General features: G+C 63.2%; 24 protein-coding genes and 1 pseudogene. 10 read left to right on the plus strand and 15 right to left on the minus strand.

Going from position 1 to position 24,400, the window contains the following annotated elements:
- Window positions 1-25 precede the first annotated feature (25 nt).
- Both A7A08_RS06970 and A7A08_RS06975 read left to right on the plus strand, forming a co-directional pair.
- On the plus strand, window positions 26-1,045 hold the full coding sequence (locus tag A7A08_RS06970) for an MBL fold metallo-hydrolase (RefSeq protein WP_083226535.1): 1,020 nt from the start codon (window positions 26-28) through the stop codon (window positions 1,043-1,045).
- 165 nt (window positions 1,046-1,210) lie between these two features.
- Window positions 1,211-3,342: pseudogene (locus A7A08_RS06975) on the plus strand (molybdopterin-containing oxidoreductase family protein).
- A gap of 74 nt (window positions 3,343-3,416) precedes the next feature.
- Here A7A08_RS06975 and A7A08_RS06980 read toward each other — a convergent pair.
- Window positions 3,417-3,800, minus strand: coding sequence for a response regulator (locus A7A08_RS06980; RefSeq protein WP_069094800.1), 384 nt, complete (start codon window positions 3,798-3,800; stop codon window positions 3,417-3,419).
- 659 nt (window positions 3,801-4,459) lie between these two features.
- On the opposite strand from A7A08_RS06980, the gene A7A08_RS06985 reads away from it, so the two are divergent.
- From A7A08_RS06985 to A7A08_RS06995, 3 genes are all read left to right on the plus strand, one after another.
- On the plus strand, window positions 4,460-5,770 hold the full coding sequence (locus A7A08_RS06985) for a porin (protein ID WP_083226536.1): 1,311 nt from the start codon (window positions 4,460-4,462) through the stop codon (window positions 5,768-5,770).
- A 339-nt stretch (window positions 5,771-6,109) separates the two neighbouring features.
- Window positions 6,110-6,886: an ABC transporter ATP-binding protein gene (locus A7A08_RS06990; RefSeq protein ID WP_069094801.1), complete on the plus strand. Its 777-nt coding sequence runs from the start codon at window positions 6,110-6,112 to the stop codon at window positions 6,884-6,886.
- Window positions 6,883-7,743, plus strand: coding sequence for an ABC transporter permease (locus A7A08_RS06995; protein WP_069094802.1), 861 nt, complete (start codon window positions 6,883-6,885; stop codon window positions 7,741-7,743). Before A7A08_RS06990 ends, A7A08_RS06995 begins: the two co-directional genes overlap by 4 nt.
- A 58-nt stretch (window positions 7,744-7,801) precedes the next feature.
- Here the strand turns inward: A7A08_RS06995 and A7A08_RS07000 are convergent, their stop codons facing one another.
- From A7A08_RS07000 to A7A08_RS07025, 6 genes are read right to left on the minus strand one after another with little or no spacing between them, the layout of a single operon-like run.
- A complete protein-coding gene (locus A7A08_RS07000) occupies window positions 7,802-8,551 on the minus strand; it encodes an ABC transporter ATP-binding protein (protein WP_069094803.1) in 750 nt (249 codons plus the stop codon).
- Window positions 8,511-9,308 (minus strand): ABC transporter permease, encoded by a 798-nt coding sequence (locus tag A7A08_RS07005; protein ID WP_083226537.1) that lies wholly within the window; start codon window positions 9,306-9,308, stop codon window positions 8,511-8,513. Before A7A08_RS07005 ends, A7A08_RS07000 begins: the two co-directional genes overlap by 41 nt.
- 10 nt (window positions 9,309-9,318) lie before the next feature.
- Window positions 9,319-10,299 (minus strand): ABC transporter substrate-binding protein, encoded by a 981-nt coding sequence (locus A7A08_RS07010; RefSeq protein WP_069094804.1) that lies wholly within the window; start codon window positions 10,297-10,299, stop codon window positions 9,319-9,321.
- A gap of 3 nt (window positions 10,300-10,302) precedes the next feature.
- The gene (locus tag A7A08_RS07015; RefSeq protein ID WP_069094805.1) at window positions 10,303-11,031 is read right to left on the minus strand and encodes a response regulator transcription factor; all 729 of its coding nucleotides are present in this window, start codon (window positions 11,029-11,031) and stop codon (window positions 10,303-10,305) included.
- Window positions 11,028-11,414, minus strand: coding sequence for a sensor histidine kinase (locus A7A08_RS15510; RefSeq protein ID WP_169822949.1), 387 nt, complete (start codon window positions 11,412-11,414; stop codon window positions 11,028-11,030). Before A7A08_RS15510 ends, A7A08_RS07015 begins: the two co-directional genes overlap by 4 nt.
- A complete protein-coding gene (locus A7A08_RS07025; protein WP_069094807.1) occupies window positions 11,317-12,687 on the minus strand; it encodes a HAMP domain-containing protein in 1,371 nt (456 codons plus the stop codon). Before A7A08_RS07025 ends, A7A08_RS15510 begins: the two co-directional genes overlap by 98 nt.
- Before the next feature lie 440 nt (window positions 12,688-13,127).
- Here A7A08_RS07025 and A7A08_RS07030 point away from each other — a divergent pair, with 440 nt between their 5' ends.
- Window positions 13,128-13,916, plus strand: a complete 789-nt coding sequence (locus A7A08_RS07030) for a hypothetical protein (protein WP_069094808.1) — start codon at window positions 13,128-13,130, stop codon at window positions 13,914-13,916.
- Entirely contained in the window at window positions 13,906-14,745 is an 840-nt protein-coding gene (locus tag A7A08_RS07035; RefSeq protein ID WP_141693886.1) for a hypothetical protein, read from the plus strand. The genes A7A08_RS07030 and A7A08_RS07035 overlap by 11 nt, the downstream gene beginning before the upstream one ends.
- 48 nt (window positions 14,746-14,793) lie before the next feature.
- On the opposite strand, the gene A7A08_RS07040 is transcribed toward A7A08_RS07035, so the two are convergent.
- From A7A08_RS07040 to A7A08_RS07060, 5 genes are read right to left on the minus strand one after another with little or no spacing between them, the layout of a single operon-like run.
- Complete coding sequence (locus A7A08_RS07040) at window positions 14,794-15,609, minus strand: energy transducer TonB family protein (protein WP_069094810.1); 816 nt, start codon at window positions 15,607-15,609, stop codon at window positions 14,794-14,796.
- Window positions 15,610-15,644: 35 nt separating this feature from the next.
- Entirely contained in the window at window positions 15,645-16,088 is a 444-nt protein-coding gene (locus A7A08_RS07045; RefSeq protein ID WP_141693887.1) for an ExbD/TolR family protein, read from the minus strand.
- The gene (locus A7A08_RS07050) at window positions 16,088-16,777 is read right to left on the minus strand and encodes a MotA/TolQ/ExbB proton channel family protein (protein WP_245290842.1); all 690 of its coding nucleotides are present in this window, start codon (window positions 16,775-16,777) and stop codon (window positions 16,088-16,090) included. The genes A7A08_RS07045 and A7A08_RS07050 overlap by 1 nt, the downstream gene beginning before the upstream one ends.
- Before the next feature lie 11 nt (window positions 16,778-16,788).
- Window positions 16,789-17,076 carry a hypothetical protein gene (locus tag A7A08_RS07055; RefSeq protein ID WP_245290843.1) on the minus strand — a complete coding sequence of 96 codons (288 nt, stop codon included), beginning with the start codon at window positions 17,074-17,076 and terminating at the stop codon, window positions 16,789-16,791.
- Window positions 17,077-17,126: 50 nt separating this feature from the next.
- Entirely contained in the window at window positions 17,127-17,366 is a 240-nt protein-coding gene (locus tag A7A08_RS07060) for a hypothetical protein (protein ID WP_141693888.1), read from the minus strand.
- 681 nt (window positions 17,367-18,047) lie between these two features.
- Between A7A08_RS07060 and A7A08_RS16775 the strand changes: the two genes are divergently transcribed.
- The 3 genes from A7A08_RS16775 (at window position 18,048) to pqqB (ending at window position 21,813) form a co-directional block, all read left to right on the plus strand.
- On the plus strand, window positions 18,048-19,052 hold the full coding sequence (locus A7A08_RS16775; RefSeq protein ID WP_245290844.1) for a TonB-dependent receptor plug domain-containing protein: 1,005 nt from the start codon (window positions 18,048-18,050) through the stop codon (window positions 19,050-19,052).
- The gene (locus tag A7A08_RS07065) at window positions 18,998-20,716 is read left to right on the plus strand and encodes a TonB-dependent receptor (protein WP_083226540.1); all 1,719 of its coding nucleotides are present in this window, start codon (window positions 18,998-19,000) and stop codon (window positions 20,714-20,716) included. Before A7A08_RS16775 ends, A7A08_RS07065 begins: the two co-directional genes overlap by 55 nt.
- 164 nt (window positions 20,717-20,880) lie before the next feature.
- The gene (gene pqqB / locus A7A08_RS07070; protein ID WP_069094813.1) at window positions 20,881-21,813 is read left to right on the plus strand and encodes a pyrroloquinoline quinone biosynthesis protein PqqB; all 933 of its coding nucleotides are present in this window, start codon (window positions 20,881-20,883) and stop codon (window positions 21,811-21,813) included.
- 18 nt (window positions 21,814-21,831) lie between these two features.
- Here pqqB and A7A08_RS07075 read toward each other — a convergent pair whose 3' ends face one another.
- From A7A08_RS07075 to A7A08_RS07085, 3 genes are all read right to left on the minus strand, one after another.
- Window positions 21,832-22,857 (minus strand): CHAD domain-containing protein, encoded by a 1,026-nt coding sequence (locus A7A08_RS07075; protein WP_069094814.1) that lies wholly within the window; start codon window positions 22,855-22,857, stop codon window positions 21,832-21,834.
- 85 nt (window positions 22,858-22,942) lie between these two features.
- Window positions 22,943-23,554, minus strand: coding sequence for a thiamine phosphate synthase (locus A7A08_RS07080; protein WP_069094815.1), 612 nt, complete (start codon window positions 23,552-23,554; stop codon window positions 22,943-22,945).
- A 19-nt stretch (window positions 23,555-23,573) separates the two neighbouring features.
- Window positions 23,574-24,386, minus strand: a complete 813-nt coding sequence (locus A7A08_RS07085) for a thiazole synthase (protein WP_069094816.1) — start codon at window positions 24,384-24,386, stop codon at window positions 23,574-23,576.
- Window positions 24,387-24,400 lie beyond the last annotated feature (14 nt).

Consider the following 24,400-nt stretch of genomic DNA (forward strand, 5'->3'; position numbering starts at 1 on the left):
TCGATCATCCATAGGGAGACGGAGAATGGCAGAGGAAGCGAAGCGGCGAAAGTTCGAGATCACGAGGCGTGGGGCGCTGACAGCTGCGGCCGGCGCTGCGCTGCTGCCGTTCGCCGCGGGCTTGCCGATAAGGCAGGCGCGTGGGGCGGCTCCTTATCTCGAGCCGGCCTATCCGACCCATTACCGCTTCCGGCTCGGCGATTTCGAGATCACCACGATCATGGATGCGCGGGCGACCATCGACGGGCCGTGGCCCATCGTCGGTCAGGATCAGCCGCAAGAGAAAGTGGAAGCCTTGATGCGGGAGAACCTCTTGCCCGAGACCCGCTTCCGGCCCGGGTTCACGCCAACGATCGTGAACACGGGCAAGGAGCTGATCCTGTTCGACACGGGCAATGGCGACAACGGCTTCGTGCCGCGTCCCGATGGGGGTTGGCTGTCCGCCCAGCTCGGCCCGGCCGGGTTCAAGCCGGAGGATTTCGACATCGTCGTCTTGACCCATTGCCACCCGGACCATGTCGGCGGGCTCATGGAGAAGGGCAAATGGACCTTCCCGAACGCCCGCTACGTGATCGGCGCGAAAGAGCACGATTTCTGGCGAGGCGATGCGGCGCTTTCCGCCGACAAGGAAAGCAACGACTACAAGAGCGCCGTTCTGTTTCGCAGCCATGTGGCGCCCCTCGACCCAAAGCTGACGCGTATCGAGCCGGGCGATTCGGTGGTGCCGGGAATCGAGGCGGTCGCCGCGTTCGGCCACACGCCGGGCCATCTGGCCTTCCATCTGGAAAGCAACGGCAAGCAACTGCTGCTTTGGGCCGACTGCGCCCATCACGAGGTTGCGTCCCTCGCGCGGCCCGACTGGGACGCCCTGTTCGATATGGACAAGGCGCAAGGTGCGGAAACCCGCCGCCGGATCTATGCGATGGCGGCGCGAGAGAGGCTGCCCGTGGCCGGTTATCACACGTCCTTCCCGTCGGTGGGCTTCGTGGAAGAGCACGGTTCAGGGTATCGCTGGGTGCCCGTCACTTACCAATTGGACCTGTGAAATTGCGAGTTGGACCTTTGTGGTTCTCAACCTTTGCTTGAATCAAAAAATTCTATCGCGCGATTTGATTTCATAATCGACAAACACCATATGCGCCATTAGGGTGCGCCCCCTACCACCAAGTCGGTAAACCGACGGTCCAAGTCTGGGGAGACTTTCGAGAGCATGAACGAACAATTGCCAAGCTCTCGGTTTTATGGCGGGTGTCCGCACGATTGTCCGGACACCTGCGCCATGGTCTACGAGGTGGTCGACGGACAGCTGGTCGAGGTCCGCGGCAATAAGAACCACCCGATGACCCGCGGCACGCTCTGCGTGAAGTTGAAAGATTATCACGACCACCACTACAACCCGGATCGGGTTCTCTATCCGCTGAAGCGGTCGGGGCCGAAAGGCTCCATGGAGTTTGAGCGCATCTCGTGGGACGAGGCGCTGGACACCATCAAGACCCGGTGGACGGAGATCATCGACACATACGGCTCGCAGGCCATCATGCCCTACAGCTATCTCGGCAACGAGGGGCTGGTGCAGGGGCTGACCGCGGGCGATGCGTTCTTCAACAAGCTCGGCACGACGGTCAACGAGAAGACGTTCTGCGCGTCCGGCTCATCGACCGCGTGGCTCTTGAGCGTCGGACCGACGGGCGGCGTCGATCCGGAGAGCTTCGTGCATTCGAAGTTCATCGTGATCTGGGCCTGCAACTCGATCTCGACCAATCTGCATCACTGGCCCTTCGTGCTGGAGGCCCGCAAAAACGGCGCCAAGGTGGTGGTGATCGACACGTATCGGTCCCGCACGGCCAAGGCCGCCGATTGGCATATCTGCCCGAAGCCCGGCACCGACGGTGCGCTGGCCATGGGCATCATCAATGCCATCGTCGAAGGCGGGCTGGTCGATCAGACTACGTCGACAACTATACGGTCGGCTTCGAGGATCTGAAGGCGCGCGCCGCAGACTTCACGCCCGAGTATGTCGAGAAGATTACCGGCGTTCCTGCTGCCGAGATCACTCAATTCGCACGCGAATTCGCCACCACGCAGCCTTCCGTGATCCGGCTGGGCGTGGCACTGGAGCGTCATGCGGGCGGCGGCCAGACCATCCGCGCGGTGTGCGCCATTCCGGCTCTGACCGGTTCCTGGCGCCATGTCGGCGGCGGGCTGCTGCAGATGCCGCTCTGGGAGTTTCCGGTCCATTGGGACCGCGTCTCGCGGCCGGACTGGATCAAGCCGGGCACCAGGGTGGTGAACAATCTGCGGCTCGGTCGCGCCCTGACCGGCGAGATGGAGCTCGATCCGCCGATCAAGAGCTTCTTCTGCTACAACACCAATCCCGTGAGCCAGGCGCCCGAGACCGACAAGATCGTGGCTGGCCTGCAGCGCGAAGACCTCTTTACGGTGGTGGCGGAGCATTTCATCACCGATACGGCGCGCTACGCCGACGTCATCCTGCCGGCGACCATGGCCGGAGAGCACGACGACATGATGTTCTCCTGGGGCCATTTCTATCTGACGCTCAATCAGAAGGCGATCGAGCCGCGGGGCGAAGCGGTCTCCAACTCGGAGATCTTCCGCCGGCTTGCCAAGGTGATGGGCTTCGACGATCCCCGGCTCCAGATGTCCGATCAGGAGCAGATCGAGCATTTCCTCGATTGGGACGCGGACGCCATGGGCGGGATCGACATGGATTATTTCCGCGAACATGGGTTCTTCCATCTCGCGGTGGGCACGCCGGACGACCGGCTCCCTCATGCGGAAGGCAACTTCCCGACGCCTTCGGGCAAGGTGGAGTTCAAGGTGGAAGGCGCCAAGAACTTCGTCGCGCCGCCCTTCCGGCATATGTACGAGGAAATGCAGTCCGGCGAGGACGTGGATCCGCTGCCGGGTTATGTGCCGCCGCGGGAAAGTCCGGAAACCAACGCCGATCTGGGCAAGCTTTATCCGCTGAACATCGTCTCGCCGAAGAGCCACGGCTTCCTGAACTCGTGCTACGCCAACGAGCCGCACAAGATCAAAAGCCAGGGCGAGCAGTTCGTGATGATCAGCCCGGCGGACGCGCAGGAGCGGCAGATTCGCGAAGGCGATCCCGTCCGGGTTCATAACGGGCGCGGCAGCTTCGAAGGATTCGCCAAGGTCACGGACGACGTTCCGGCTGGCCGCGTGGTGGCGACGCTGGGCTATTGGCGGTCGCTCAACCGCTCGGACGGATCGGTGAACTCGATCTCGTCGGACGCCCATTGCGGGCTCGGCAACGCGCCGACCTTCTCCGACAATCTGGTCGAGGTGACGCGGGTCAACTAGACCGGCGGCGAGCCAAAGCTTCTTACAATCAAGGATGCCTGTTGCGGCGAGACGGCGTCGCGCCTGGACCGGGTTCAGGCCGGGACGAGGCTCGCCTCCATGGCGTCGCGCAGATCGGAGAAGGCGAAGGGCTTCTGAAGCACCGGCCGGTCGCGGTAGTTCTCGTCCAGCGACGCGATTCCCAACCCCGTGGCGAACAGGAACGGCACGCCCCGGGCGGCGAGGGTGTCGGCGACGGGATAAACCAGCTCGCCGGCGACGTTGAGGTCTAGAATGGCCAAATCGGGCGAGCCTTGATCCAGCAGCTCGATGGCGTGCTTGACCCGCGCGGCGGGTCCTACCACTTCGCAGCCCAGCTCCTGGAGCATGTCCTCCAGGTGGAGTGCCGCCAAAGCTTCATCTTCCACCACTAGGATATGCTTGCCGCTCAAACGGCTTTCGTCAGCGAGTTGATCCATATCCAACGCTCTCTACGTGCTTGGCTTTTGCAGTTGGGCTTGATGCCTTCTGGTTTTCCGCCGCGCCCCCACCGGGTCAGATCGGAATGGTCCAGACTATCCCAGAGCGGGCCGACCGCGCTAGCAACAGGCTAAGCCGCCTGAAGGCAAGTCCTTTCATGTCGCAGCGCTCGCTATTGGGGCTGCACCGTCCGGAGAATCGCACCGAATTGCCGCCGAAATGTGCAAATGCGGGCCGTCCATCGACGAAATCGGGCTCAAAAACCGGTGCCGGACTGACTATGAAAGCGGCAGTCCTCCAGACGTGGCCAGAAAGACGGGAAAATTTCCCCGTCTTGCTACCAGACCCCCAATCCGTCGCGTGCGACCGAGCGCCGCAGGCCAACTAACTGATTTAACTACGATTTTTCGGACGCGTAATTTTTTCGAGCATTTTCGGACCGGTTCAACCTTCGTGGCTCAAATGTCACAAAGCCCCAAAAACCAAGTCGCCTGCTTTGATAGCAATTTACCTCGAAAGAGGAATCCGTATAACCAAGATCAGAACTCTCTCAAGGGAGGGACTGCCGAAGAGAGGCAGTTGGGCACTGGGGGACAACCAACCCATGCAAATCCAGCCTGAGAGTTTGGATGGGACTTTTAATTTAGGGAAGGTGGAGATGGATATGTTTGGGGGACTGAAAAAGACATCCAGCCGCATCACCATCGCAACCGCACTCGGTGTGACTCTTGGCGTTTACGCCATGAGCGCAACCCCGGCGAGAGCCGCGGATTTCGGGGGCGACTGCTGTGCTGATCTGGAAGAGCGGGTGGCCGAGCTTGAGGCGACGACGGTTCGCAAGGGCAACAAGAAGGTTTCCGTCACGATCTCTGGCTGGGTCGTCAAGTCGTTCAACGTTTGGGACGACGGCTTCGACTCCAACTCGGTCGTTGGCGATAAGGACTACGACCTGGGTAGCCGTTTCGCGATCACCGGCGAGGCGCAGATCTCTCCCGGCTGGTCGGCTGGTTACAACATGACCGTTCTGGCGCCGGCCGATGTCTTCGGCTTCGCTTCGAACCAGGTCAATGACGATGTCTTCGGCGACATCAGCACCCTGTACTCCTACATGTATATCAAGAGCGATAAGTGGGGTACTTTGAACTGGGGTACGCTGAGCCCGGCTTCTGACAACGCAGCGGTTCTGGCCGACGCCTCCGGCACGGTCATCGAGTCGAATGCGGTGTTCTTCGAAGGCCCTGGCTTCTTCCTGCGTACGCCGGGCGGCGGCACCAGCGCTCTGACCTGGGGTAGCTTCCTTGGCTGCTACGGCATCGGTGGCGCGGGTATCGGCGTCGACTGTAACGGTGTCGCTTACGAAGCCGTTCGCTACGACTCGCCGACGATCGCCGGCTTCCGCCTCGAGGCTTCTTGGGGTGCCGACGACAAGGGTGACGTCGCTGTCTTCTACAACGGTGACTGGGGCAACTTCAAAACGACCGCTGCTTATGCCTACACGCACACCAGCGGCAGCGGCACCGGCCTCCCGTTCCCGACGGCTGACTCCGACCTGCACCAGGTTGGCGCAACGGTCATGCACGAGCCTTCTGGCCTCGGTCTGTACGGCATGTACCAGTACGAGACGCTGGACCTTGTGGCAGCGCCTGACACCAACGTCTGGTACCTGAAGCCCTTCCTGAAGAAGACCTTCATGCCGATGGGCGCGACCACCTTCTACGGTGAGTACGGCAACTACGAAGACCAGTTCTTCAATGCCAACCTCGCCCTGGGTGCCAACGTCTTCGACAGCTCGGAAGTCGAGCGCTACGGCCTCGGTGTGGTCCAGGAGATCGACGCTGCTGCGATGCACGTCTTCGGTCGCTGGCAGCATCAGGAGCTGGATGCGGACTTCAGCGCTGCAGCCGGCGGTGGTTCCTTCTCCACCGAAGACTGGGACCTGTTCCAGGTTGGTGGCGTGATCTTCTTCTAGATCGAACCACAGACGACGAAATCGGAAGCCGCCCTTCGGGGCGGCTTCTTTTTTGTCTGGACGCGGCCGCGAGCTCGAATTCGTCTGCCTAGACCGCGTCCCTTCGGATTTGATTGGGGCCCGAGCCCGGGATCCGGATCACAGGAAAATCCGGACGTGCACGAGGCGTGCGTTTGCCCGACGCCGGTCTCCATGATCCCGACCTTTCAAGAACATTAACAGCGTGCCGCCCGGGAGCCCCGGGCTTGTGTCGCTTCCGCCCGACCGTTATCTCTGGGGTGGGTAGGAAACAAAGACGCGCCGCGGCGCGTCCGCCGACGGCACGGAACACGCACATCCATGCAAAAGGAATCGAAGGCGAACGTGTCTGGTGCGCCGGTCCTCAGCGTCAAGGACGTCTCCTATTACTATGGAGACAAGCAGGCGCTGGACGATGTCAGCTTCGAGGTGCTTCCCGGACGGGTCACCGCTCTGCTCGGACCCAATGGCGCCGGCAAGACCACACTTTTCTCGCTCATCACGCGACTGTTCGATGCGCCCATCGGCCGGATCGAAATTTGCGGCCTGTCACCGGCGGAAGTCGGCAGCCGGGCTCTGGCCCCGCTGGGTGTCGTCTTTCAGCAGCCGACCTTGGATCTCGACCTTACGGTCAAGCAGAACCTCCGCTATTTCGCTTCGCTCCGCGGTATTCCCCGCAAGGAGGCCGACGAACGCATGGGGCGGGCGCTGGACGCTCTGGACACGCGAGAGCGCATCGGCGAACGCGTGCGGGCGCTGAATGGCGGACACCGGCGCCGTGTCGAGATTGCGCGCGGCATCCTGCATAGCCCGGATCTTCTGCTTCTCGACGAGCCGACAATCGGCCTCGACAATCCGACCCGCATGGCCATCGTCGAGCATATTCACAGGCTCGCGGAGGATGACAATATCGGCGTGCTCTGGGCGACCCATCTGTTCGACGAGATCGAACCCGACGACGACCTGATCGTGCTGGACAAGGGTCGTATCGTGGCCCGGGGCCGGGCCAAGGATGTCGTGAAAGAAACTGGCGCTGAGGATCTTGGGGCGGCCTTCAAGCTGCTGACCAGCGATCCGCACGAGGGTGTTGCCGCATGAATGTCGCCCATCTGATCCGCGCCTTCAATGGCATCGTCGGACGCGAGATGCTGCGGTTCCTGCAGCAGCGGGAACGCTTCTTCGCCGCCATGGTGCGGCCCCTGATCTGGCTGATCGTGTTCGCCGCCGGCTTCCGCGCGGCACTGGGCGTGAATATCCAGCCGCCCTATGAGACCTACATCACCTATCAGGTCTATATCACGCCCGGCCTGCTGGCGATGATCCAGCTCTTCAACGGCATGCAGAGTTCGCTTTCCATGGTCTACGACCGGGAGATGGGCTCCATGCGCGTGCTGCTGACGACGCCGCTGCCGCGGTCCTATCTCCTGTTCTGCCGTCTGTTCGGCAGTGTGCTGGTGTCGCTGGTGCAGGTCTACGCATTCCTGCTGGTGGCCTATCTGTTCGGTATCGATCTGCCGTCCACGGCGGTCCAATTCTCCGAGCAGGGCGACGTGTACATGCTGCCGTCGCTGACGGCGTTGATTTCGGTGCTGCCGGCCCTGGTGCTTACGGGGATGATGTTCGGCGCCATGGGCATGCTGATCTCGTCGACCATCAAACAGCTGGAAAACTTCGCGGGCGTCATGAACTTCGTGATCTTCCCGATGTTCTTCGCCTCGTCGGCCCTCTACCCGCTGTGGAAGATGCGGGAGGGCAGCGTGGTGCTCTACTATGTCTGCCTGTGGAACCCGTTCACCTATGCGGTGGAGCTGATCCGCTTCGCTTTCTACGAGCAGGTCAACTGGGAGGCGCTGGCCGTCGTCGGCGGCTGCACGATCGTGTTCCTGGGGCTCTCCGCCTGGGCCTACGATCCGTCCCGCGGCATCCAGCAGCGAAAGGTCGGCGCAGCGGCCTAGGGGGGCGTCACCCTCCTTCGAATTGGCGGCGCCCATCGGCCGGTAGAGTCGCGGGCGTTCAGGCCGCGAAATTTTCGGGATAGCGCTTCAGCAGGTCGGAATAGATCTCTTCGATCATTGCCGGGGTCCGCTCGTTCTGGGGAACGTCGACCGGGACGGTCTCCAGCACGTGGGTTGGGCGGGGCGATAGAAGCACCAACTCGTCTGCGAGCATGACCGCCTCGCGGGGGTTATGGGTCACGAGCACCGCCGTCGTCGGCCGCGCCTCCCAGACCTCCAGCAGAAGTCTGCGCAGGCGGTCGGCCGTCGGCTCATCCAGGGAGACGAAAGGCTCGTCGAGAAGGAGCAGGTTCGGTCGCGTGGCGAAGGCCCGGGCGAGAGCCGCGCGCCGCGCCAAACCCAGGGACAGCTCGCCGGGATAGACATCCAGCTTGTCGGCGATGTTGAGCGCATCCGCCAAAATCAGAAGGTCTTCTTCGGTGAATGCCTCATCCGCGACCAGCTCGATATTCCGGCGCACCTTCCGCCAAGGCAGCAGTCGCGGCTCCTGGAACATGAAGCCGATCCGGGTCTCTTCCGGCATTTCGATGCTGCCGTCGAAATTATGGTCGAGCCCCGCCAGGATGCGCAGGAACGTGGTCTTGCCGCAGCCGGACGGGCCCATGAGCACGGTCATGCTCTCGGGCTTTATCTGAAGCCGGAAGTCGCGAATGACCGGGACCGGCACGCCGTTGGCGCCGGTATAGGTCTTCTCCGCGATATCGATCTCAAACCGGCCGGTTTCGCCAACGGGTCGTGTAACGTTCAAAGGGCTGCACCAAGAAAAATTCGATTGCGAGCATCACCGCCACGAAGGCGATCGTGTAGCCGAGAATGGCGGTGACATTGAAGAGCTGAAAGTTGAGGTGGAGCTGGAACCCGACGCCATTGGACCGGCCCAACAGCTCCACCACCAGGACGATCTTCCAGATCAGCGACAGCCCGGTGCGCGAGGCCGCGGCGATATAGGGCTGAAGCTGAGGCAGAATGACATGCTTGAGGCGCTCCATCGCCGGCATGCGGTAGGCGCGGGCCATTTCGTCCAGGCCGGGATCGAGAGAGCGGGCACCTTCGCGCAAGGTGACGATCACGTTGGGGATCTTGTTGAGCGCTACCGCCCCGATCGCGGCCGCCTCGGTCAGTCCGAACCAGACATAGGCCAGGATGATGATCACCAGGGCCGGCAGGTTCAACAGCACGATCAGCCATGAGTCGAGCCAGCGGTTCAGCACGACCGACTCGCCCATGGCGATGCCGATCACTGAGCCGATCGCCATCGCGATGACGAAGGCGGCAGCGACGCGCCACAATGTGATGCCGAGCTCGCTCAGGAGCGGTCCGTTGACGGCCTCGTCGATGGTGAACTCCACCACTTCCACCGGACCCGGCAGCAGCTTGCTATCGGCGATATAGGCGGCGAGGAACCAGACCGCCACGAAGCCCGCGAATGAGATCAGCGTGACCACTGGGCCGGACGAGGCCCAGGGGCGTGCATCGCGCCGGATCTTTGACTGAGTGATGGTCATGGGGCGAGCGTCACGAGCCTTTGCCGATCCAGAAGGTGCCCGGAGCGAGCTGCTCGCTCGGTCCGACCAGGCGTTCTCCGCCCAGCTCCCGTAGGAAGCGATAGAGCACCTTGGCGTCGGCCTCGTTCTGAGCCGTGGTCCGCTCGGGAATGCCTTCGCGGTAGCGGCGGCGAAGAGCCTCGAAGGTCGCCTGGTCCTCTGCCTTCATCATGGGCCGCAGACGCTCCCAGGCTTCGTCGGAGGTGGCGAGCAGCTCGTTCGCTTCGGCCGCGGCCTCCAGAAAGCCCTTGATGGCTTTGGGATTATCTTCGGCCCAATCCTCGCTGAAGACGAAGCCGACCATGGAGACCTCGCCCTTGGCACCGAGCTCCTCGACCACGTCTTCGAGGCCGATGAGATCCTTGAAGCCCTTCGCCTCGAGGCGCGCCGCATAGGGCCAGTAGTTCAGCACGGCGTCGAGCTCACCCTGGATGGCCTTCTCGGAGAGGAGCGGCGGCGCACCGAAGACCTGGCGGGTCTCGGTCCTGAGATCGATATTCGCCGTCCGCTTGGCATAGGCCACGATCAGCAGCCAGCTCTTGTCCAGAGGGCCACCAGCGATGCCGAGGGTCTTGCCCTTCAGATCGCCGAGAGTCTGGATCGGAGAATCCGGCGGAACCATGATGGCGCCCAGGGCCGTGGTGAAGGGGGAGAAGGTGAAGTCCGAGCCGCCGGCACGTTCGCGGGAGACCCAGAGCCAGTCCGTCGCGATGATGTCGACGGAGCCGCCCTGGAGGCCCACGGCGGTCGCCTGGTTGCTCGCAAGGGGCAGCATGTCGAGCTTCACGCCGGCCTTCTCGTCCAGCTTGTAATGCTGGATCGTGTCGAGCAGCCAGCTCACCGTGCCGAACTTCAGCACGCCGACGGAGACCTCGTCGTCTTGCGCGGATGCGGATCCGGCGAACGGAAGCACCGCTACGAGAAACAGAAAAGCGACAATGAGATTACGCAACGGTCACTCCTTCGGTGCGGTTGAGGGGGAGGCATCGGCGGGTTCGGACTTCTCGTTCACGGCTTTCAGGCGATAGCCGTGGCCGCGAACCGTCTCCAGGAGGGGTTCCTTGCCCTCCGTGTCGATCTTCCTGCGAAGCCGCGCGATATAGACATCGACGACATTGGTCAGCGGGTCTTCCGAATAGCCCCAGACCTGGTTGAGGATGCGGGTGCGGGAAAAGACGCGGCCCGGCGCACCCATGAGCAGCTCAAGGATCGCGAGCTCCTTGGCAGTGAGTTTGATGGTCTCGCCCGCGCGGGTCACCTCCAGGGCATCCCTGTCCAAAACGAGATCGGCGACCTGAAGCTTGTTGGAGCTCGGCGCGAAATTGTGGGAGCGCCGGACCAGCGCTTCCATGCGCGCCAGCAGTTCGTCGAAATCGAACGGCTTCGGCAGGTAGTCGTCGGCGCCGATCTTCAGTCCCTTGATCTTGTCTTCAAGGGTGTCCATTGCGGTGAGCATCAGGATGGGGGTGTGATCCCCCTCGGCGCGAAGGCGCTGGCAGACGTCATAGCCGTGCATGTCCGGCAGCATGAGATCGAGGACGATCACGTCGAACTCGCCGCCCTTGGCGACCTCGATGGCCTCGCCGCCGGAGGGCGCTACGGTTACGCCGTGATTTTCCGCGCGAAGACCGCGGTCGATGAAATCGGCGACGCGGGGCTCGTCTTCCACCAGCAATACGTTCACGTCTGGGCCTCCGCCTTGCCAGCCTTCGCTTTGGCGGCGGCGACCGTCCCGGCTGCGCCGTGCATTGGCGCCGTGCCTGTCTGTTCGGCCGGCAGGGTGACGACAACGGTGGTGCCTTTGCCCAGGCGACTCTGCATCCTGATCTCTCCCTTGTGGGCTTCGACGATGGCCTTCGCCAGCGGCAGGCCGAGGCCCATCCCTTCTTCGTTATGATCCATCGCGTTGCCGCCTCTGCGGAAGCGCTCGAAGATGCTGTCGAGTTCCTCGGCAGGGATCCCGATACCATCATCGGCGAATTTCGCCGTGAGCATATCGCGGTTGCGCGTGAGGCTCACCTTCACGGTACCTTTGGTCTTGGAGTAGCGGATCGCGTTGTCCAGCACGACTCCGAAAAGCTGGCGGAGCCGCGAGGGATCGCCGTCGATCCGGGTCTCCTTCGCCCTGGTTTCGAAGGTCACCTCGACGCCTTTCGACTTCGCGATCACCGAGATGTCGTCGCAGACCCCGGCAAGGAGCTCGGCGAGGTCGATGTCCTGGACGTTCATCTTGGCGGCGCCGGCGCTGGCGCGCGATGAAGAGCAGGTCGTTCACCAGCACGGAGAGGTGCTTGGCCTGCTGCACGATTCGTCCGATGGAATGCTTGTACTCGGCGATCCGCTTGTTCTTGCCGCGGAGCGTGATCTCGCCTTCGCCGCGGATGATGGTCAGAGGCGTACGCAGCTCGTGACTGATATCGGCGAAGAAGCCCCGGCGGGTCTCGTCGATGTGACGCAAGGATTCGTTCGCGCGGCGCAGCTCCTCGGTTCTCTCGGCGACCGTCGATTCAAGATTGGCGTGGGCTGCTTCGAGCGCCTTCTGATGGGCCTGCAGGTCCGCCGCCATCTGATTGAAGCTCTGGCCGAGATCGGCGAACTCGTCGCGTCCCGTGATGGCGATGCGGTGGGAGAGGTCGCCCTCGGCCAGAGAGCGTGTGCCGCGCAGCAGCTCGGCGAGAGGCGCGCGCAGGCGATGAAGCAGAAGGATCACCAAGCCGAGGGTCGCGAGGATGGCGATGGCGGCGTGGATCTGGCTGATGCGCTCCAGGCGGGCGAGGAGCTTCGCGGCATCGGCGTCGATGCGGGCGACCTCGGCGGTTTCGTCCGCGACCGCGGCCTCGACCAACTCGTTGAGCTTGCTGTCGATGCCGCCCTTCAGAAGCTCGATCAGGCGCTGCCATGCGATGTCGGGCCGGCCGCGGCTGCGGAGCTGCTCGACCTCCGCGAGCTGATCGAGAGTGTGCTGGAACTCCCGCTTGATGGCGTTGAGACGGACCAGCTCCTCATTCTCGGCCGCGGATTCGTCGGGGCCAACGACCTCCATCTCCTTACGGCTCAAGCCTTCCAGGGTGGAGAGATCGGATTCGATCACCTTTTCCAGATAGGCGGCGCCGAAGGGACGCTCCGAGGTGCCGGTCAACAACGTGTCGGTCCAGGCCTTGAAGAGCTGACGGCTGTGGCGGGACAGCTGGAGCTGCGCTTCCAGCTCCTGATGGGCGATGCGGGAGCGCGTGAGATAGTCGTGCGACTTGGCAACTCCCCAATAGGCGAGGCCCGCCGCCGAAAGCGATAGCATCAGCAACACTCCGGCCGTCAGCAGCAGCTTGGTCTGATAACGCATTCCAAATCTCGCGCTCTGAGACCCGGCATGGGCGGCGGCTTCGATCCTCCGCCCCAGCGTCGCTGCCAGGCAGTCACTCCTGCATTTCTCAGGCTAGACAATCCTCTCACCTTCTATACCTCATTTTCCCGGCCCTCTGCCGAGGGTTGGGGGCGAAGGTAATTAGATTTTCATGTAGACTTCATCTGCCATTCATCTCGATTGAGAGAAGGCCGTCTGAGAACCAACACTTGTGGCTTTGCGGCCACCTCTGCCGACTCTTCCCGTCGTCTGTGCCAGATGTTCCTGTTTTCGTTTTGCGGGCCACGGCGAGCCTCGCTAGGCTTGCGGCAAATCGTCGGTAAGGCGGTGCAGGGTTCCTGTGTGTGTTCGAACTGGTTGGGGGGAGCCGCTTGAAACCGCTTCGGATGGCGTCGCGTCAGAAGAGGGAAGGCGGAGTATTGGTCGCCATTGCCACGGCTGCCGCGGTCGGCTTTGGGTCGCCCGCTGCGCGCGCCGAATTCGAAATCCCGCAAGTCAACGCCGAGGCCGGCTCCATCGAGGCGGAGTATCGCGGCGCGACCCATGACGGCATCCTTCTCGCCGAACCAGACGAGGAGGCGAATCTCGAGCAGAGCCATGAGCTGGAATTCCAGCTCGCGCCGACGGATTCGTGGATGTTCCGCATCACGCCCGGGCTGACCCAGCCCCAGGGCGGAGACCTCACCTACAACTATCTGAATGCAGAGACCCAGTTCGTGCTGCTGCGGCGCCCGCCCGAAGGGCTCGGCATCGCGTTCATGCTCGGCTACACGCATCCCTTCAACGAAGCCCAAGGCGAACCGGACGAATACGAATATGGTCCGATCATCGAATATGCGACGGGGTCCTGGCTGCTCACGCTCAATCCACTGCTCACAGGCGAGCGGGGTCCTGACGCGGTGCCGGGGGCCGGCTTCGAATACGCCGCCCAGCTGCAATATCAATTCGCCCGGCACTGGGCGATCGCCGCTCAGGCTTTCGGCGAGATCGAGAGCCTGTCGAATTCCGGCCCGTTCGAAAATCAGGTCCACAGGGCAGGACCGACGCTCTATCTGCTGCTCGGCGAGGAGGAATTCGACGAATTCACCGAACAGAAGGAAGGCTCACAGCTCGAATCATCCTGGAAGATCGGACTTGGTGCGCTGTTTGCTCTGACGCCGGCGACCACGGACCTTTCTTTGAAAGCGATGGTGGCTCTTGAGTACTGAACGCACCATAGCGGTCATGAAGTTCGGTCTCGTGGCCACGGCGGGGTTTGCTCTGACCTTCCTGCCGCTCGATCGAGCGCGGGCCGAGTTCGAGGTCCAGGAATCGACCATCGATGCAGGCGAGATCCAGCTGCAATATCGCGGCGCCGGTCATACGGGTCTGTCGAAATCAGACGATGACGAGGACGAGAAGCCGCTGCGGCAGAGCCAGGAATTCGAGCTGCAGATGAGCCCGACGAGCCATTGGCTGCTCGCCTTCACCCAGGGCTATACGGTCCCCGACGGCGAGACCTTCGACATCAATGCCATCGAGTTCGAGACCCAGGTCGAGATCATCACCCTGGAGGGCGACGGGTTCGGCTTTGCCATGCAGGGAGGCATGGAGCAGGGGGTCGGCAATGCGCCGGAAGGATCGGGCGATTTCCATTTCGGCCCGATCTTCGAATACGGCCAGGGGGACTTCCTGCTCACCAACGATATCCTGTTCTTCGACGAGTTCGGGCCCGATAGCGAGCCGGGCGTCTGGGGCGTCGAATACAGCCTGCAGGCTGCCTACAACGTCACCGACCGGCTGATGCTGGCCGTGGAAGCCTTCGGTGAGGCGGAAGACCTCTCTTCGACGTCGTTCCAAGAGCAGGAACACTACATCGGTCCGGCCTTCTACTTCACCTGGGGCGAGGATGACGACGAGGCGCTGATCGAAGCGTCGGAGCGCGGCGTCCCCGGCAAATACGACGAATTCACGGTCAGCTTCGGCGTACTGTTCGGACTGACGGACGCGAGCTCGGACGTGGCCGCCAAGGTCTTCGTCGGCTACGAGTTCAACTAGCCGAACGCTCCCGCGCGGCGGGATGTCTCGAGGCTCGCTGCCGGACCGCTACTTGCGGTCTCGGATGCTGAAATTATACGGCACCACCAGGGTGAACTGCTGATTGCCCCAGTCCTCCGGGATCGCGGGGAAGGGCGCGGAGCGTTCGATGGAATCGAGCGCGGCCTGGTCCAGCACCTTGGAGCCGGAACTCTTCTTGATCTCGTGCAGGATCAACTCCCCCTTCTTGTTCACGGTGAAGCGGACGAGCACCGTGCCGGAGAAGCGCGAGCGCGGATTGACTTTGTTCTTCTCCAGATGGGTGCGGAGCGAGCCGATATAGGCGGTCCGGCTCGTGGTGGTGCCGCCTTTGCGCTCCTGGCCGGAGCTCTGCATCTTCTGGACGGTGGTCTGTTCGACGATGGTCGCGATCTGGGGCGGAGGCTGCTTCTTCACCTCCTGAACCTCGGGGTCGACCTCCTCCACCTCTTCCGGGGGCTTCTCGACCGGCTTCACCTCCGGCTGGATGTCGAGCTCCTGCTCGGGTCCTTGCTCGGACTCGATCACCTCGGTGTCCTCTAGGGGTTCCACCTGCTTCGGCGGCACCACGGCCTCCTCGGCGAGCTCAGCCGTCTCAATGGGTTCGGTCTCCGGGACGGGCGGGCTGGGCTGGGCCATCTGGGGCGGGGGCGCCTCGACGGGCTCGAGAGAAATCTCGTCCTGGCCGAGCGCGGAGAGCCCCTCGATGGCGACGCCCTGCTCGACCACGAGCAGATCCTCACCCGAACCTTCCTGGAGCGCCTTGCCGCCCGGCTGATACAGGAAGAACGCGGCAAGCCCAGCGTGAAGGCTCAGCGAGATCAGCCATGTCAAAAAACGGATCATTGAGATAGGCCGCTATCTTTCGGCCGCCCGACCGTTCACTCGTCGCCACCCGGCTTGGGCTGCGACAGCAGGGAGACCCGGCCGTAGCCGCTGCGCCCCACCATCCCGAGAATGTCCATCACGTTGCCGTAGACGCTCGACTTGTCGGCTCGCACATAGACGACCGTGTCGCCTTCCTCGGCGCGGATCGCCTGTAGCCGCGGGATCAGCCCGTCCTGGCTCACCTGCTCGTCGCGGATATAGAGCTCGCCGTCGGCGGTGAGCGAAACGATCATCGGCTTCTGGGGATTGCTAACCCGCGTCGCGCTGGTCTGCGGAAGCTCGACAGGCACGCCCGCCATCATCAGCGGCGCGGCGACCATGAAGATGATGAGCAGCACGAGCATCACGTCGACCATGGGCGTGATGTTGATCTCGGCCATGGGCTGATAGCCGCCGCCCTCCTGGCCTCCGCCGCCATTGCCGACGAACATCGCCATTATTCTGCGGCCTTTCTAACCGACGGCCGGGCATGGGGAATGCGCCGGGCGATCTCGGTGACGGCCGCGTTGGCCCGGTTGGAGGCCCGGCCCAGCGCGACGGCAATCATGTTGTAGGCCACCACCGCCGGAATGGCCGCGGCAAGGCCGAGAGCCGTGGCGATCAAGGCCTCGGCGATACCCGGCGCCACGACGGCGAGGCTGGTGTCCTTGGCCTGGGCGATGGCCGTGAAGCTGTTGACGATGCCCCAGACCGTGCCGAAGAGGCCGATGAAGGGGGCGGCGGAGCCGGTGGTCGCCAGGAAGGGCAGGCCACTTTCCAGCTTCTGAAGATCGGTGCGGAGAGCGCCTCGCATGGCATGCTCCAGCCGGCCGCGAAACTCGCTGAGAGACTCGTTGCCGAAGGTGGGGACCTCCACCTCGGCTTCGGCGGCGTTCAGCACGTGGCCGACCAGGCCGCGCTGGGTATGGGGCGGCGGAAGCTCGTCATCGGTTTGATGAGCGACACGGGTCAGACGCTTGATCTGCCGGTTCAACGCGGCGACCCGGATGAGTTTCTCGAAGATGATCGCCCAGCACGCCACTGAGGCGAGGACGAGAAGGATCATGACCCCCTTCACCACGGGGTCGGCGGCCATGACCAGACCGTAAACGGTGTAGTCCGCCGAGGATGTCGCGATGTGCTCCACGTCAGTCGCCCTTATTTGGTGAGTTCCGCATCTGCGCGGGAGGAAACGGAAAGTCCGGAGAAGCAATCGTCGACGGCACCGCTCCCGGTGCTGCACTCCATCACGTCATTGATCAGAAAGCTGCCGATCTCGTCACAGTGCCTGCCTGCAATATCGAACAGCTTGACCAACGTCTTCTCCGGGCGAATGGGTCCGAGATCGACGGCGAAGCGATGGCCGATGATCCCGTCGGTACGAAATTCAATCAGATCCAGCTTGAAGCTTTGATAATGGCGCTCGCTCTGGTTGCGCAGAACCATGTAGGCCCGGCAGTTGTCGCCGTTGGGCTCCAGCTTGTTCAACTCCAGCGTCAGGCCGTCTGCGGACGCCGGCGCGGCGGCGCCCGAGATTCCGCCGTGGACTTGGCGGGAGCGTCTGCGTGGCCTTCCGGAGCGGCCGTTCCAGCCTCATCGCCGGTGACCTGGGCGTGGCTCACGCCGACGCCCGCGATGACCAGGATGCCGGCAACGGCCATCACGGCAGCGCTGGAGCGCAGCAGGGGCTTCGCCAACGGCGAATACCGGCCCAGAGGCGCTTTCCACCACATCATCGGACGATCCACGCGATACACATCTACAGACCCGGGCCGTGCTCTCATTCTGCGCCATGGGGAGAGGGCGGCATCCGGCCACGCACTGGCGGCTCCGTCCGCCATTTCTCCCGCAGCATTTGGGACAGTTTATCCTGTCCGTAATTCGCACTCTTTCGCGCCCCTCAGCTTGCGCGGGGCAGACCGATTGGCGCGATAGACCGCGGCAATGGGTAGCGGGAGTTCATAAACGAATCAACTGCCTTGGGCCCGCAGGGCTGCCATGGATCGTTAACGGCGAAGCGCCTGGTAAGAGAAGCCGAACGAGCGCCAAACTATTGAAAAGCAAGCGCCACCCGGAGCGGCTGGTAAGTAGATTGCCAGGTTTTCCCGACGGTCATGGGATAGCGTTAATAGAGACTTCATGTTCTATTCATTTTGAAACTGCGACATTATCGCAGAGCACCGAGCGTCGGTTTTGGGGGGCGATTCGGGGCGCAGGAAGCAGGGACGTCTCGCCATAGAGCGAAAAGGGAAATCCGCCTTGGGGAAGGCCAGGAGTTCCCTGAAAAGACAATCGTAAGCTGCTTGACGACAGCGCCGACGCGAAATCCTCCAGACAACCGAATGTCATCGGTCCAAGAATCAATGATGCCGAGTCGGTTCGATTCGGTATCCGTCATGGACTGCAGGGGGTTAAGAATGATCGTCAGGGGGTTTGGATATAGCGTCCTCCTCGCCGGAGCGCTTCTTCTGCCGGCGTACGCGCAGGCGCAGGACGCCGATATCGAACAGCAAGAGGTCGAGTCGACATCGCCGGAAGGCACGTCAGCACCGACCGACGCGGCCGCTCCCGAAGGGGAATCCGCCGCCGCTCCCGATGGCGAAGGCGAGGTCGAAGTTCCGGCGGTCGAGGTCATCCAGGAGCAGCCTCAGCCCGCACCGGCGCCGCCGCCCCGTCAGCAGGCGACCCGCACGCCGCGACCCGCTCCGGCGCCCGCGCCGGCCCCGGTGGTGCCCGTGGCGCAGCCCGTCGAAGGATTCGAGGCCGATCAGTCCATCTCGACGCTACCGCCGAGCGGCGGCGTTCCCATGTCGCCCGTCAAGGGATCTGAGATTCCGGCGCAGCTCGTTCCCAGCGCCTTCTCCTATGTGAATGGCGAGGCGTTCGGCCGTCAGGACTATGTGGATCCGCCGGCTCAGGTGCTCGAGCAGCAGGTGCCGAGCGTGATCCAGTCGGATCTGCAGGGCAACGAGTTCCAGACCAACATTCAGTATCGCGGCTTCGAGTCCTCGCCGGTGCAGGGCGTGGCCCAGGGCCTCGCAGTCTATCAGAACGGCGTCCGGATCAACGAGGCGTTCGGCGACATCGTCAACTACGACTTCCTGCCGGAGATCGCGATCCAGGATATGACGATCGTCAGCGGCAACCCGATCTACGGCCTGAACGCCCTCGGCGGCGCGCTGACCATCCAGATGAAGGACGGCTTCAGCTACCAGGCGCGGAGATCGTTACCCTCGGCGGTTCGTTCGGCCGCGTGCAGGGCAACGCCCAGGTCGGTATGCAGAGCGGCAACTGGGCGGCCTATTTCGCAGCCGAGCGGATCAAGGATCAGGGCTACCGGGACTTCTCGGAATCCGATCTTCGCCGGATGTATGCCGATCTCGGCTTCCGCAACAGCAAGGGCGAGGTGCACGTCAACGTGACGGCGGCGGACACCTCCTTCGGCGTGACGGCTTCTGCGCCGGTTCAGCTGCTGGCGCTGGATCGGGAACGGACCTTCACCTCGCCGCAGACGACCGACAACAAGATGATCATGCCGTCGGTCAATGCGAGCTATAACGTGAACGACAACATCACGTTGTCCGGTGTCGCCTACTACCGCCGCTTTGAGCAGAGCCACGACGACGGCAACATCTCCGAGGCCGAGCCGTGCGACGACAATCCGGCAATCCTCTGCCTGGAAGGCGAAGAGGCGACGGATATCAGCGGCAATCTGATCCCGACGCCCGATGGCGAGCTGGGCTCGATCGACTCCACCGGTCAGACAGCCGACAGCTGGGGCACGGCGGTCCAGATGGCCAACGACGCCGATCTGTACGGCCACGGCAACCACTTCATCATCGGTGCCAGCTACGACCATGGCCAGGTGACCTTTAACGCCCAGAGCGAGCTGGCCCAGTTCCAGCCGCGCTTCGTTGTCACGCCGACGGGCACGACCTTCGGCGGACCGGACGAGGTGGCGCCCAAGCTGATCGACACCGAAAACACCTATGTCGGTCTCTATATCTCCGACACGTACGAGGTGAACGATCGTCTGGCTGTGACCCTGGGCGGCCGGTACAACTACGCCAGCATCCAGCTGACCGATCTGACCGGCGAGGATCCGGCTCTGAACGGGACGAACACCTATGAGAGGTTCAACCCGGCGGCAGGCCTGACCTATCAGCTGACCTCGACGATCAGCGCTTATGGCGGCTATTCGGAAGCGAACCGTGCGCCCGTGCCGGCGGAGCTCGCCTGCGCCGATCCGGAGCGTCCCTGCCTCATCGAGAGCTTCCTGGTGGCCGACCCGCCGCTGGAGCAGGTCGTCTCGAACACGTGGGAACTCGGTCTGCGCGGCGAAGATACTGCTGCTGACGGGTCGTCCCGCTGGACCTGGAATGCGGGTCTCTTCCGGACCTATACGGATGACGACATCATCACGGTGGTGACGAACTCCACCCGTGGCTACTTCCAGAACGGTGCGGATATTCTGCGCCAGGGCATCGAAGCCGGCCTGACCTACCAGACCCAGAAATGGCAGGCTTACGCCAACTACGCCTATATCGATGCCACCTATCAGAACGACCTGATCCTCAATGCGCCCGACAACCCGTCCGCACGGGAAAGCATCTGCGATGCGTCGGACTTCGAAGAGGAAGAAGAGGAAGGCGAGGACGAAGGCGAGTTGGCCTGTATCGCGGTGCGTCCGGGCGACCAGCTGCCGGGCATCCCGCCCCATCGCTTCAAGGCCGGCATGGATTACTGGGTGACCGACAAGTGGAAGATCGGTGGCGATCTCATCGGTGTGAGCAGCCAGTACTTCTTCGGCGACGAGGCCAACCAGCAGCCTCAGCTGGACGGTTATTGGCGGGTCGATCTGCACACCAGCTATCAGATCACGCCGCGCATCCAGCTCTTCGCGCTCGCCAACAACGTCTTCGACAAGGAGTACGGCGTGTTCGGCACCTTCTTCAATCTTGCTGGTGCGAACGAGGGTGCGGAAGCCGACCCGGATCTCGGCGAGGACTTCTTCACCAACCCGCGCACCATTACTCCGGCCCCGCCTGCGGTTATCTACGGCGGCGCCAAGATCGCGCTCTGGTAAGAGCGGTTTGAAACCCGGGCGGGCCGTTTGGCCGGCCCGGGCACCTTCACTGAAAGACCCTGAGCTACTCTGGGCTCCCGGCGAAAACCGGGAGCCCTTCTTTCATGAACGCGCCATTAAGTGGCTTGACGGGTGCGTGTCACATTGGCCATGCAACAGGCGCTATGCAGATCAAGGTTCTAGGATCGGGAGCAGGCGGTGGCCTGCCGCAATGGAACTGCGCGGGGCGGAATTCGGCCGGCGTGCGAGAGGGCGTTCCAGGGTTGCGCGCGCGGACCCAGTCGTCGCTCGCGGTGAGCGCGAACGGCAAGGATTGGGTGCTGCTGAACGCCACGCCGGACCTTCGCCAGCAGATCAACGAGACGCCGGAGCTTCATCCCGATCCGAACGGCCCGGTGCGCAACAGTCCGATCAAGGCCGTCGTGCTCACCAATGGTGATGTCGACCATGTCGCCGGGCTGCTGAACCTCCGCGAGGGGCAGCCCTTCACCATCTACGGCAGTGAGCGGGTGCTCGGCGTGCTGGCGGAGAACTCCATCTTCAACGTGCTCAATCCGGAGATCGTCGATCGGGTGCCCATGACGCTGGGCGAGCCATTCCAAGTGAAAGGGCCGGACGGTCCGGTCGGAATCGAGATCGAAGGTTTCGCCGTGCCGGGCAAGGTGGCGCTATATCTTGAAGACGAGTCCGCCGGCGAGGATTTCGGCACCCAGGAAGGCGACACGGTCGGTCTGAAGGTGACGGACACGATCGCCGGCACGCATTTCTTCTATGTCCCGGGATGCGCTCAAGTCGACGATCGGCTGAAGGAAAGGCTGACGGGCGCGCCCCTGGTCTTTTTCGACGGAACGCTCTTCACCAATGACGAGATGCTGCGTCAGGGGATGCTTCAGAAGACCGGCGAACGCATGGGCCACATGAACATGTCGGGGCCGAAAGGCACGCTGGCGGCTTTCGAGGATCTCGGCGTGGAGCGGAAGGTCTTCATCCACATCAACAACTCGAACCCCGTTCTGCGCGAGGATTCCGAGGAACGTGCGGTCGTCACCAAGGCAGGCTGGGACGTCGCCTTTGATGGAATGAAGCTTGAGCTTTAGCCACGGCGGGGCGCAGCCCTATCCGGCCTTGCTGCCGGCTCCCAAATTTTCATCCAGGAACACCACGTTATTGACGCGGTCGGCATCGGGTTCGGCCGGAGCCGGGGCGTCGGGCTGCCGGTCCGGCCGCTTGGCCGGCTTATCCGCAGCCGCTGCGGCTTCGACGGCCGCATTCCAGCGGGTCTCGATTCGCGCGATGAACGTCTTCGGCTTATCGGCGAAGAGGCGGGCGCCGAGCGCCTTCGCTTCAGCGCGCAGGGCCTTCTGATCCTTGCGGCAGCGCTTGGCGAGCCTCTCGGTCTCGTCTGCGCCGCCGAAGCTCATAGCCGGAGCGGTGGCGAGCTGTTGGAGATTGGCGAGGTCGTGATCGTCGCCGAGCTTCTTCGCTAGGCTATGGACGTGCTCTGCGCGGGCCGCCAGCGTATCCGGCCAGCAGGGAGCCAATAGCTGGAGCTGGCGCCAGTGACGCTGTACCTGTTTGCGCCACTCATGCAGCGCTTCGTCGGACTTGGTCTTGAAGGCTTCGCGATAGGCGTCTCGGCAGGCGCGGTATTGCTGTTTCGCTCCCTTGCGGATCGGTTCGAAATCGTCCGGAAACACCGCGAGCTTGGCCAGGAGGGGGCGAAGCTTGTCCAGGTCCTCACTGGCTTTCTCAACGGGATCGGATCCGCGGGCCTCGACATTGGCGCGCCGGTTTTCGAGCCACTCCCGGATCTGACCGAAGACCTTGCCCTGGGAGAGCTTGGGCGATTTGAGTGCGAGCTTGTCCAGGGTCTCGATCAAGGCCTGGGCATCCCGGGCGGGTGCCAGCTCTCTGCCGATGCCCCGCAACCGGGATTGGAGATAATCCACCTGCGGCTCGGGGAGCCCCGTCTCGACCAGTCGCAAAAGCGACCGAAGACGCTTCAGGCATTTGCGGGCGTTATGGATTCCGGTGTGGATGTCGTCTTCTGCGAGCCAAGCCCTGGCGCCGTCCAGCTCGCTCAGGGCGACTTGCCGGACACTATGGGTCACCGGCAAGGCCGGATCGAGACTGTACCCCATACCTGCGGACTCCTACACGGCCGCTACACTCCTGACCGGGCAAGACCGGCCGGGACCGCTCTGAACATTGCCCGAATATAAAGGGTCAAGAGTTTGCCCGCCAGCCTTGAGTCGCGGCGATCCATTGTCGCGCCCGGGCTTCCGGGGCGGCATCCGTCAGGATGTCCGTGATGACGGCCGCGCTATCCGCGCCTGCCTCGAGAACGCCTGCCGCCCGCTCCACGGTGATCCCGCCGATGGCCACCAGGGGACATTGCAGGGCGGAACGCCATTCCCTGATGCGGTCCAGCCCCTGAGGCGCCCAGGGCATCTTCTTCAGCTTCGTCTCATAGACCGGGCCGAGGGCCACATAGTCGGGCTCGGCGGCCTTGGCATTGCCGAGCTCCTCCGGGGAATGGCTGCTGATGCCGAGCTTCAGCCCGGCGCGCTTGATGGCGCCGAGATCGGCCGCCGCGAGGTCCTCCTGACCGAGATGGATGAAATCGGCTCCGAGGTCGATCGCTTCCCGCCAATAGTCGTTCACCACCAGAAGGCAATCGTGCTCCGCGCAGAGCTGCATGGTCTGGGCGATCTCGGCCCGTATCGTCTCAGCAGGGGCATCCTTGATCCGAAGTTGCAGAAACTTCACGCCAAGCGGCACGAGCCGGGCGGCCAAGGCAAAATCCGGGACGATGGGATAGAACGGATCGAGCTTCATAAGCAGAGGTGCGCCCCGGTCAGGAGACGCGGCCGGAGCCGGCAAAGGGCGTGCCCGCCATCGGGGTGGAGGGGCTCGCCATGTCCTGGGGCTCCATCAGCCCCGCTGCGAAGGCCTGATGACCCGCCTCGATGGCCTTGCCGAACGCTGCCGCCATGGCGACCGGATCGCCGGCCTTGGCGACGGCGGTGTTGAGCAGCACGCCGTCATAGCCGAGCTCCATGGCCTCGGCGGCGTGGGACGGCGCGCCGATGCCGGCATCGACGATCAGCGGGATATCGGGGAAGTAGGCACGCAATGCCTTCAGGCCCGGCCGGTTGGAGAGGCCACACGCGGAGCCGATGGGCGAGCCCCAGGGCATCAGCACTTCGCAGCCTGCCGCGACCAGCCGTTCCGCGGCGCTGAGATCTTCGGTGCAATAGGGCAGAATCTTGAAGCCCTCTTCCGAGAGCGCCTTGGCCGCTTCCACCAGACCAAAAAGATCCGGCTGAAGGGTGTCGTCGTTGCCGATCACCTCCAGCTTGATCCAATCGGTCCCGAACAGCTCGCGGGCCATCTGGGCGGTGGCGATCGCTTCCTTCGGGGAATGGCAGCCCGCGGTATTCGGCAGGAGCTTGAGGTCCAGCTCTTCGACGAGTTGCCAGAACCCCTGACCGGTGCGCTGGCGGGCGGATTCCCGACGGAGAGAGACAGTGAGAATCTCCGCACCCGACGCCTTCGCCGCGCGGGCTAAGATGTCGGGCGAGGGATAGCCCGCGGTGCCCAGCAGCAGCCGAGAGGCAAAGCTCTCGCCGTACAATGTCAGCATTGGATCGGCCATGGGTGCGTTCATTCAGTCGCCGTGTC

Origin of the sequence: Methyloligella halotolerans, from assembly GCF_001708935.1 — a bacterium.
GTDB lineage: Bacteria > Pseudomonadota > Alphaproteobacteria > Rhizobiales > Methyloligellaceae > Methyloligella > Methyloligella halotolerans.

Coding starts and splice junctions, on each gene's coding strand:
- A7A08_RS06970 (WP_083226535.1), top strand. CDS start 26: ATGGCAGAGGAAGCGAAGCGGCGAAAGTTCGAGATCACGAGGCGTGGG.
- A7A08_RS06980 (WP_069094800.1), bottom strand. CDS start 3,800: ATGGATCAACTCGCTGACGAAAGCCGTTTGAGCGGCAAGCATATCCTA.
- A7A08_RS06985 (WP_083226536.1), top strand. CDS start 4,460: ATGGATATGTTTGGGGGACTGAAAAAGACATCCAGCCGCATCACCATC.
- A7A08_RS06990 (WP_069094801.1), top strand. CDS start 6,110: ATGCAAAAGGAATCGAAGGCGAACGTGTCTGGTGCGCCGGTCCTCAGC.
- A7A08_RS06995 (WP_069094802.1), top strand. CDS start 6,883: ATGAATGTCGCCCATCTGATCCGCGCCTTCAATGGCATCGTCGGACGC.
- A7A08_RS07005 (WP_083226537.1), bottom strand. CDS start 9,308: ATGACCATCACTCAGTCAAAGATCCGGCGCGATGCACGCCCCTGGGCC.
- A7A08_RS07025 (WP_069094807.1), bottom strand. CDS start 12,687: ATGCGTTATCAGACCAAGCTGCTGCTGACGGCCGGAGTGTTGCTGATG.
- A7A08_RS07040 (WP_069094810.1), bottom strand. CDS start 15,609: ATGATCCGTTTTTTGACATGGCTGATCTCGCTGAGCCTTCACGCTGGG.
- A7A08_RS07045 (WP_141693887.1), bottom strand. CDS start 16,088: ATGGCGATGTTCGTCGGCAATGGCGGCGGAGGCCAGGAGGGCGGCGGC.
- A7A08_RS07055 (WP_245290843.1), bottom strand. CDS start 17,076: ATGGTTCTGCGCAACCAGAGCGAGCGCCATTATCAAAGCTTCAAGCTG.
- A7A08_RS07060 (WP_141693888.1), bottom strand. CDS start 17,366: ATGATGTGGTGGAAAGCGCCTCTGGGCCGGTATTCGCCGTTGGCGAAG.
- A7A08_RS16775 (WP_245290844.1), top strand. CDS start 18,048: ATGATCGTCAGGGGGTTTGGATATAGCGTCCTCCTCGCCGGAGCGCTT.
- A7A08_RS07065 (WP_083226540.1), top strand. CDS start 18,998: ATGTATGCCGATCTCGGCTTCCGCAACAGCAAGGGCGAGGTGCACGTC.
- pqqB (WP_069094813.1), top strand. CDS start 20,881: ATGCAGATCAAGGTTCTAGGATCGGGAGCAGGCGGTGGCCTGCCGCAA.
- A7A08_RS07075 (WP_069094814.1), bottom strand. CDS start 22,857: ATGGGGTACAGTCTCGATCCGGCCTTGCCGGTGACCCATAGTGTCCGG.
- A7A08_RS07080 (WP_069094815.1), bottom strand. CDS start 23,554: ATGAAGCTCGATCCGTTCTATCCCATCGTCCCGGATTTTGCCTTGGCC.
- A7A08_RS07085 (WP_069094816.1), bottom strand. CDS start 24,386: ATGAACGCACCCATGGCCGATCCAATGCTGACATTGTACGGCGAGAGC.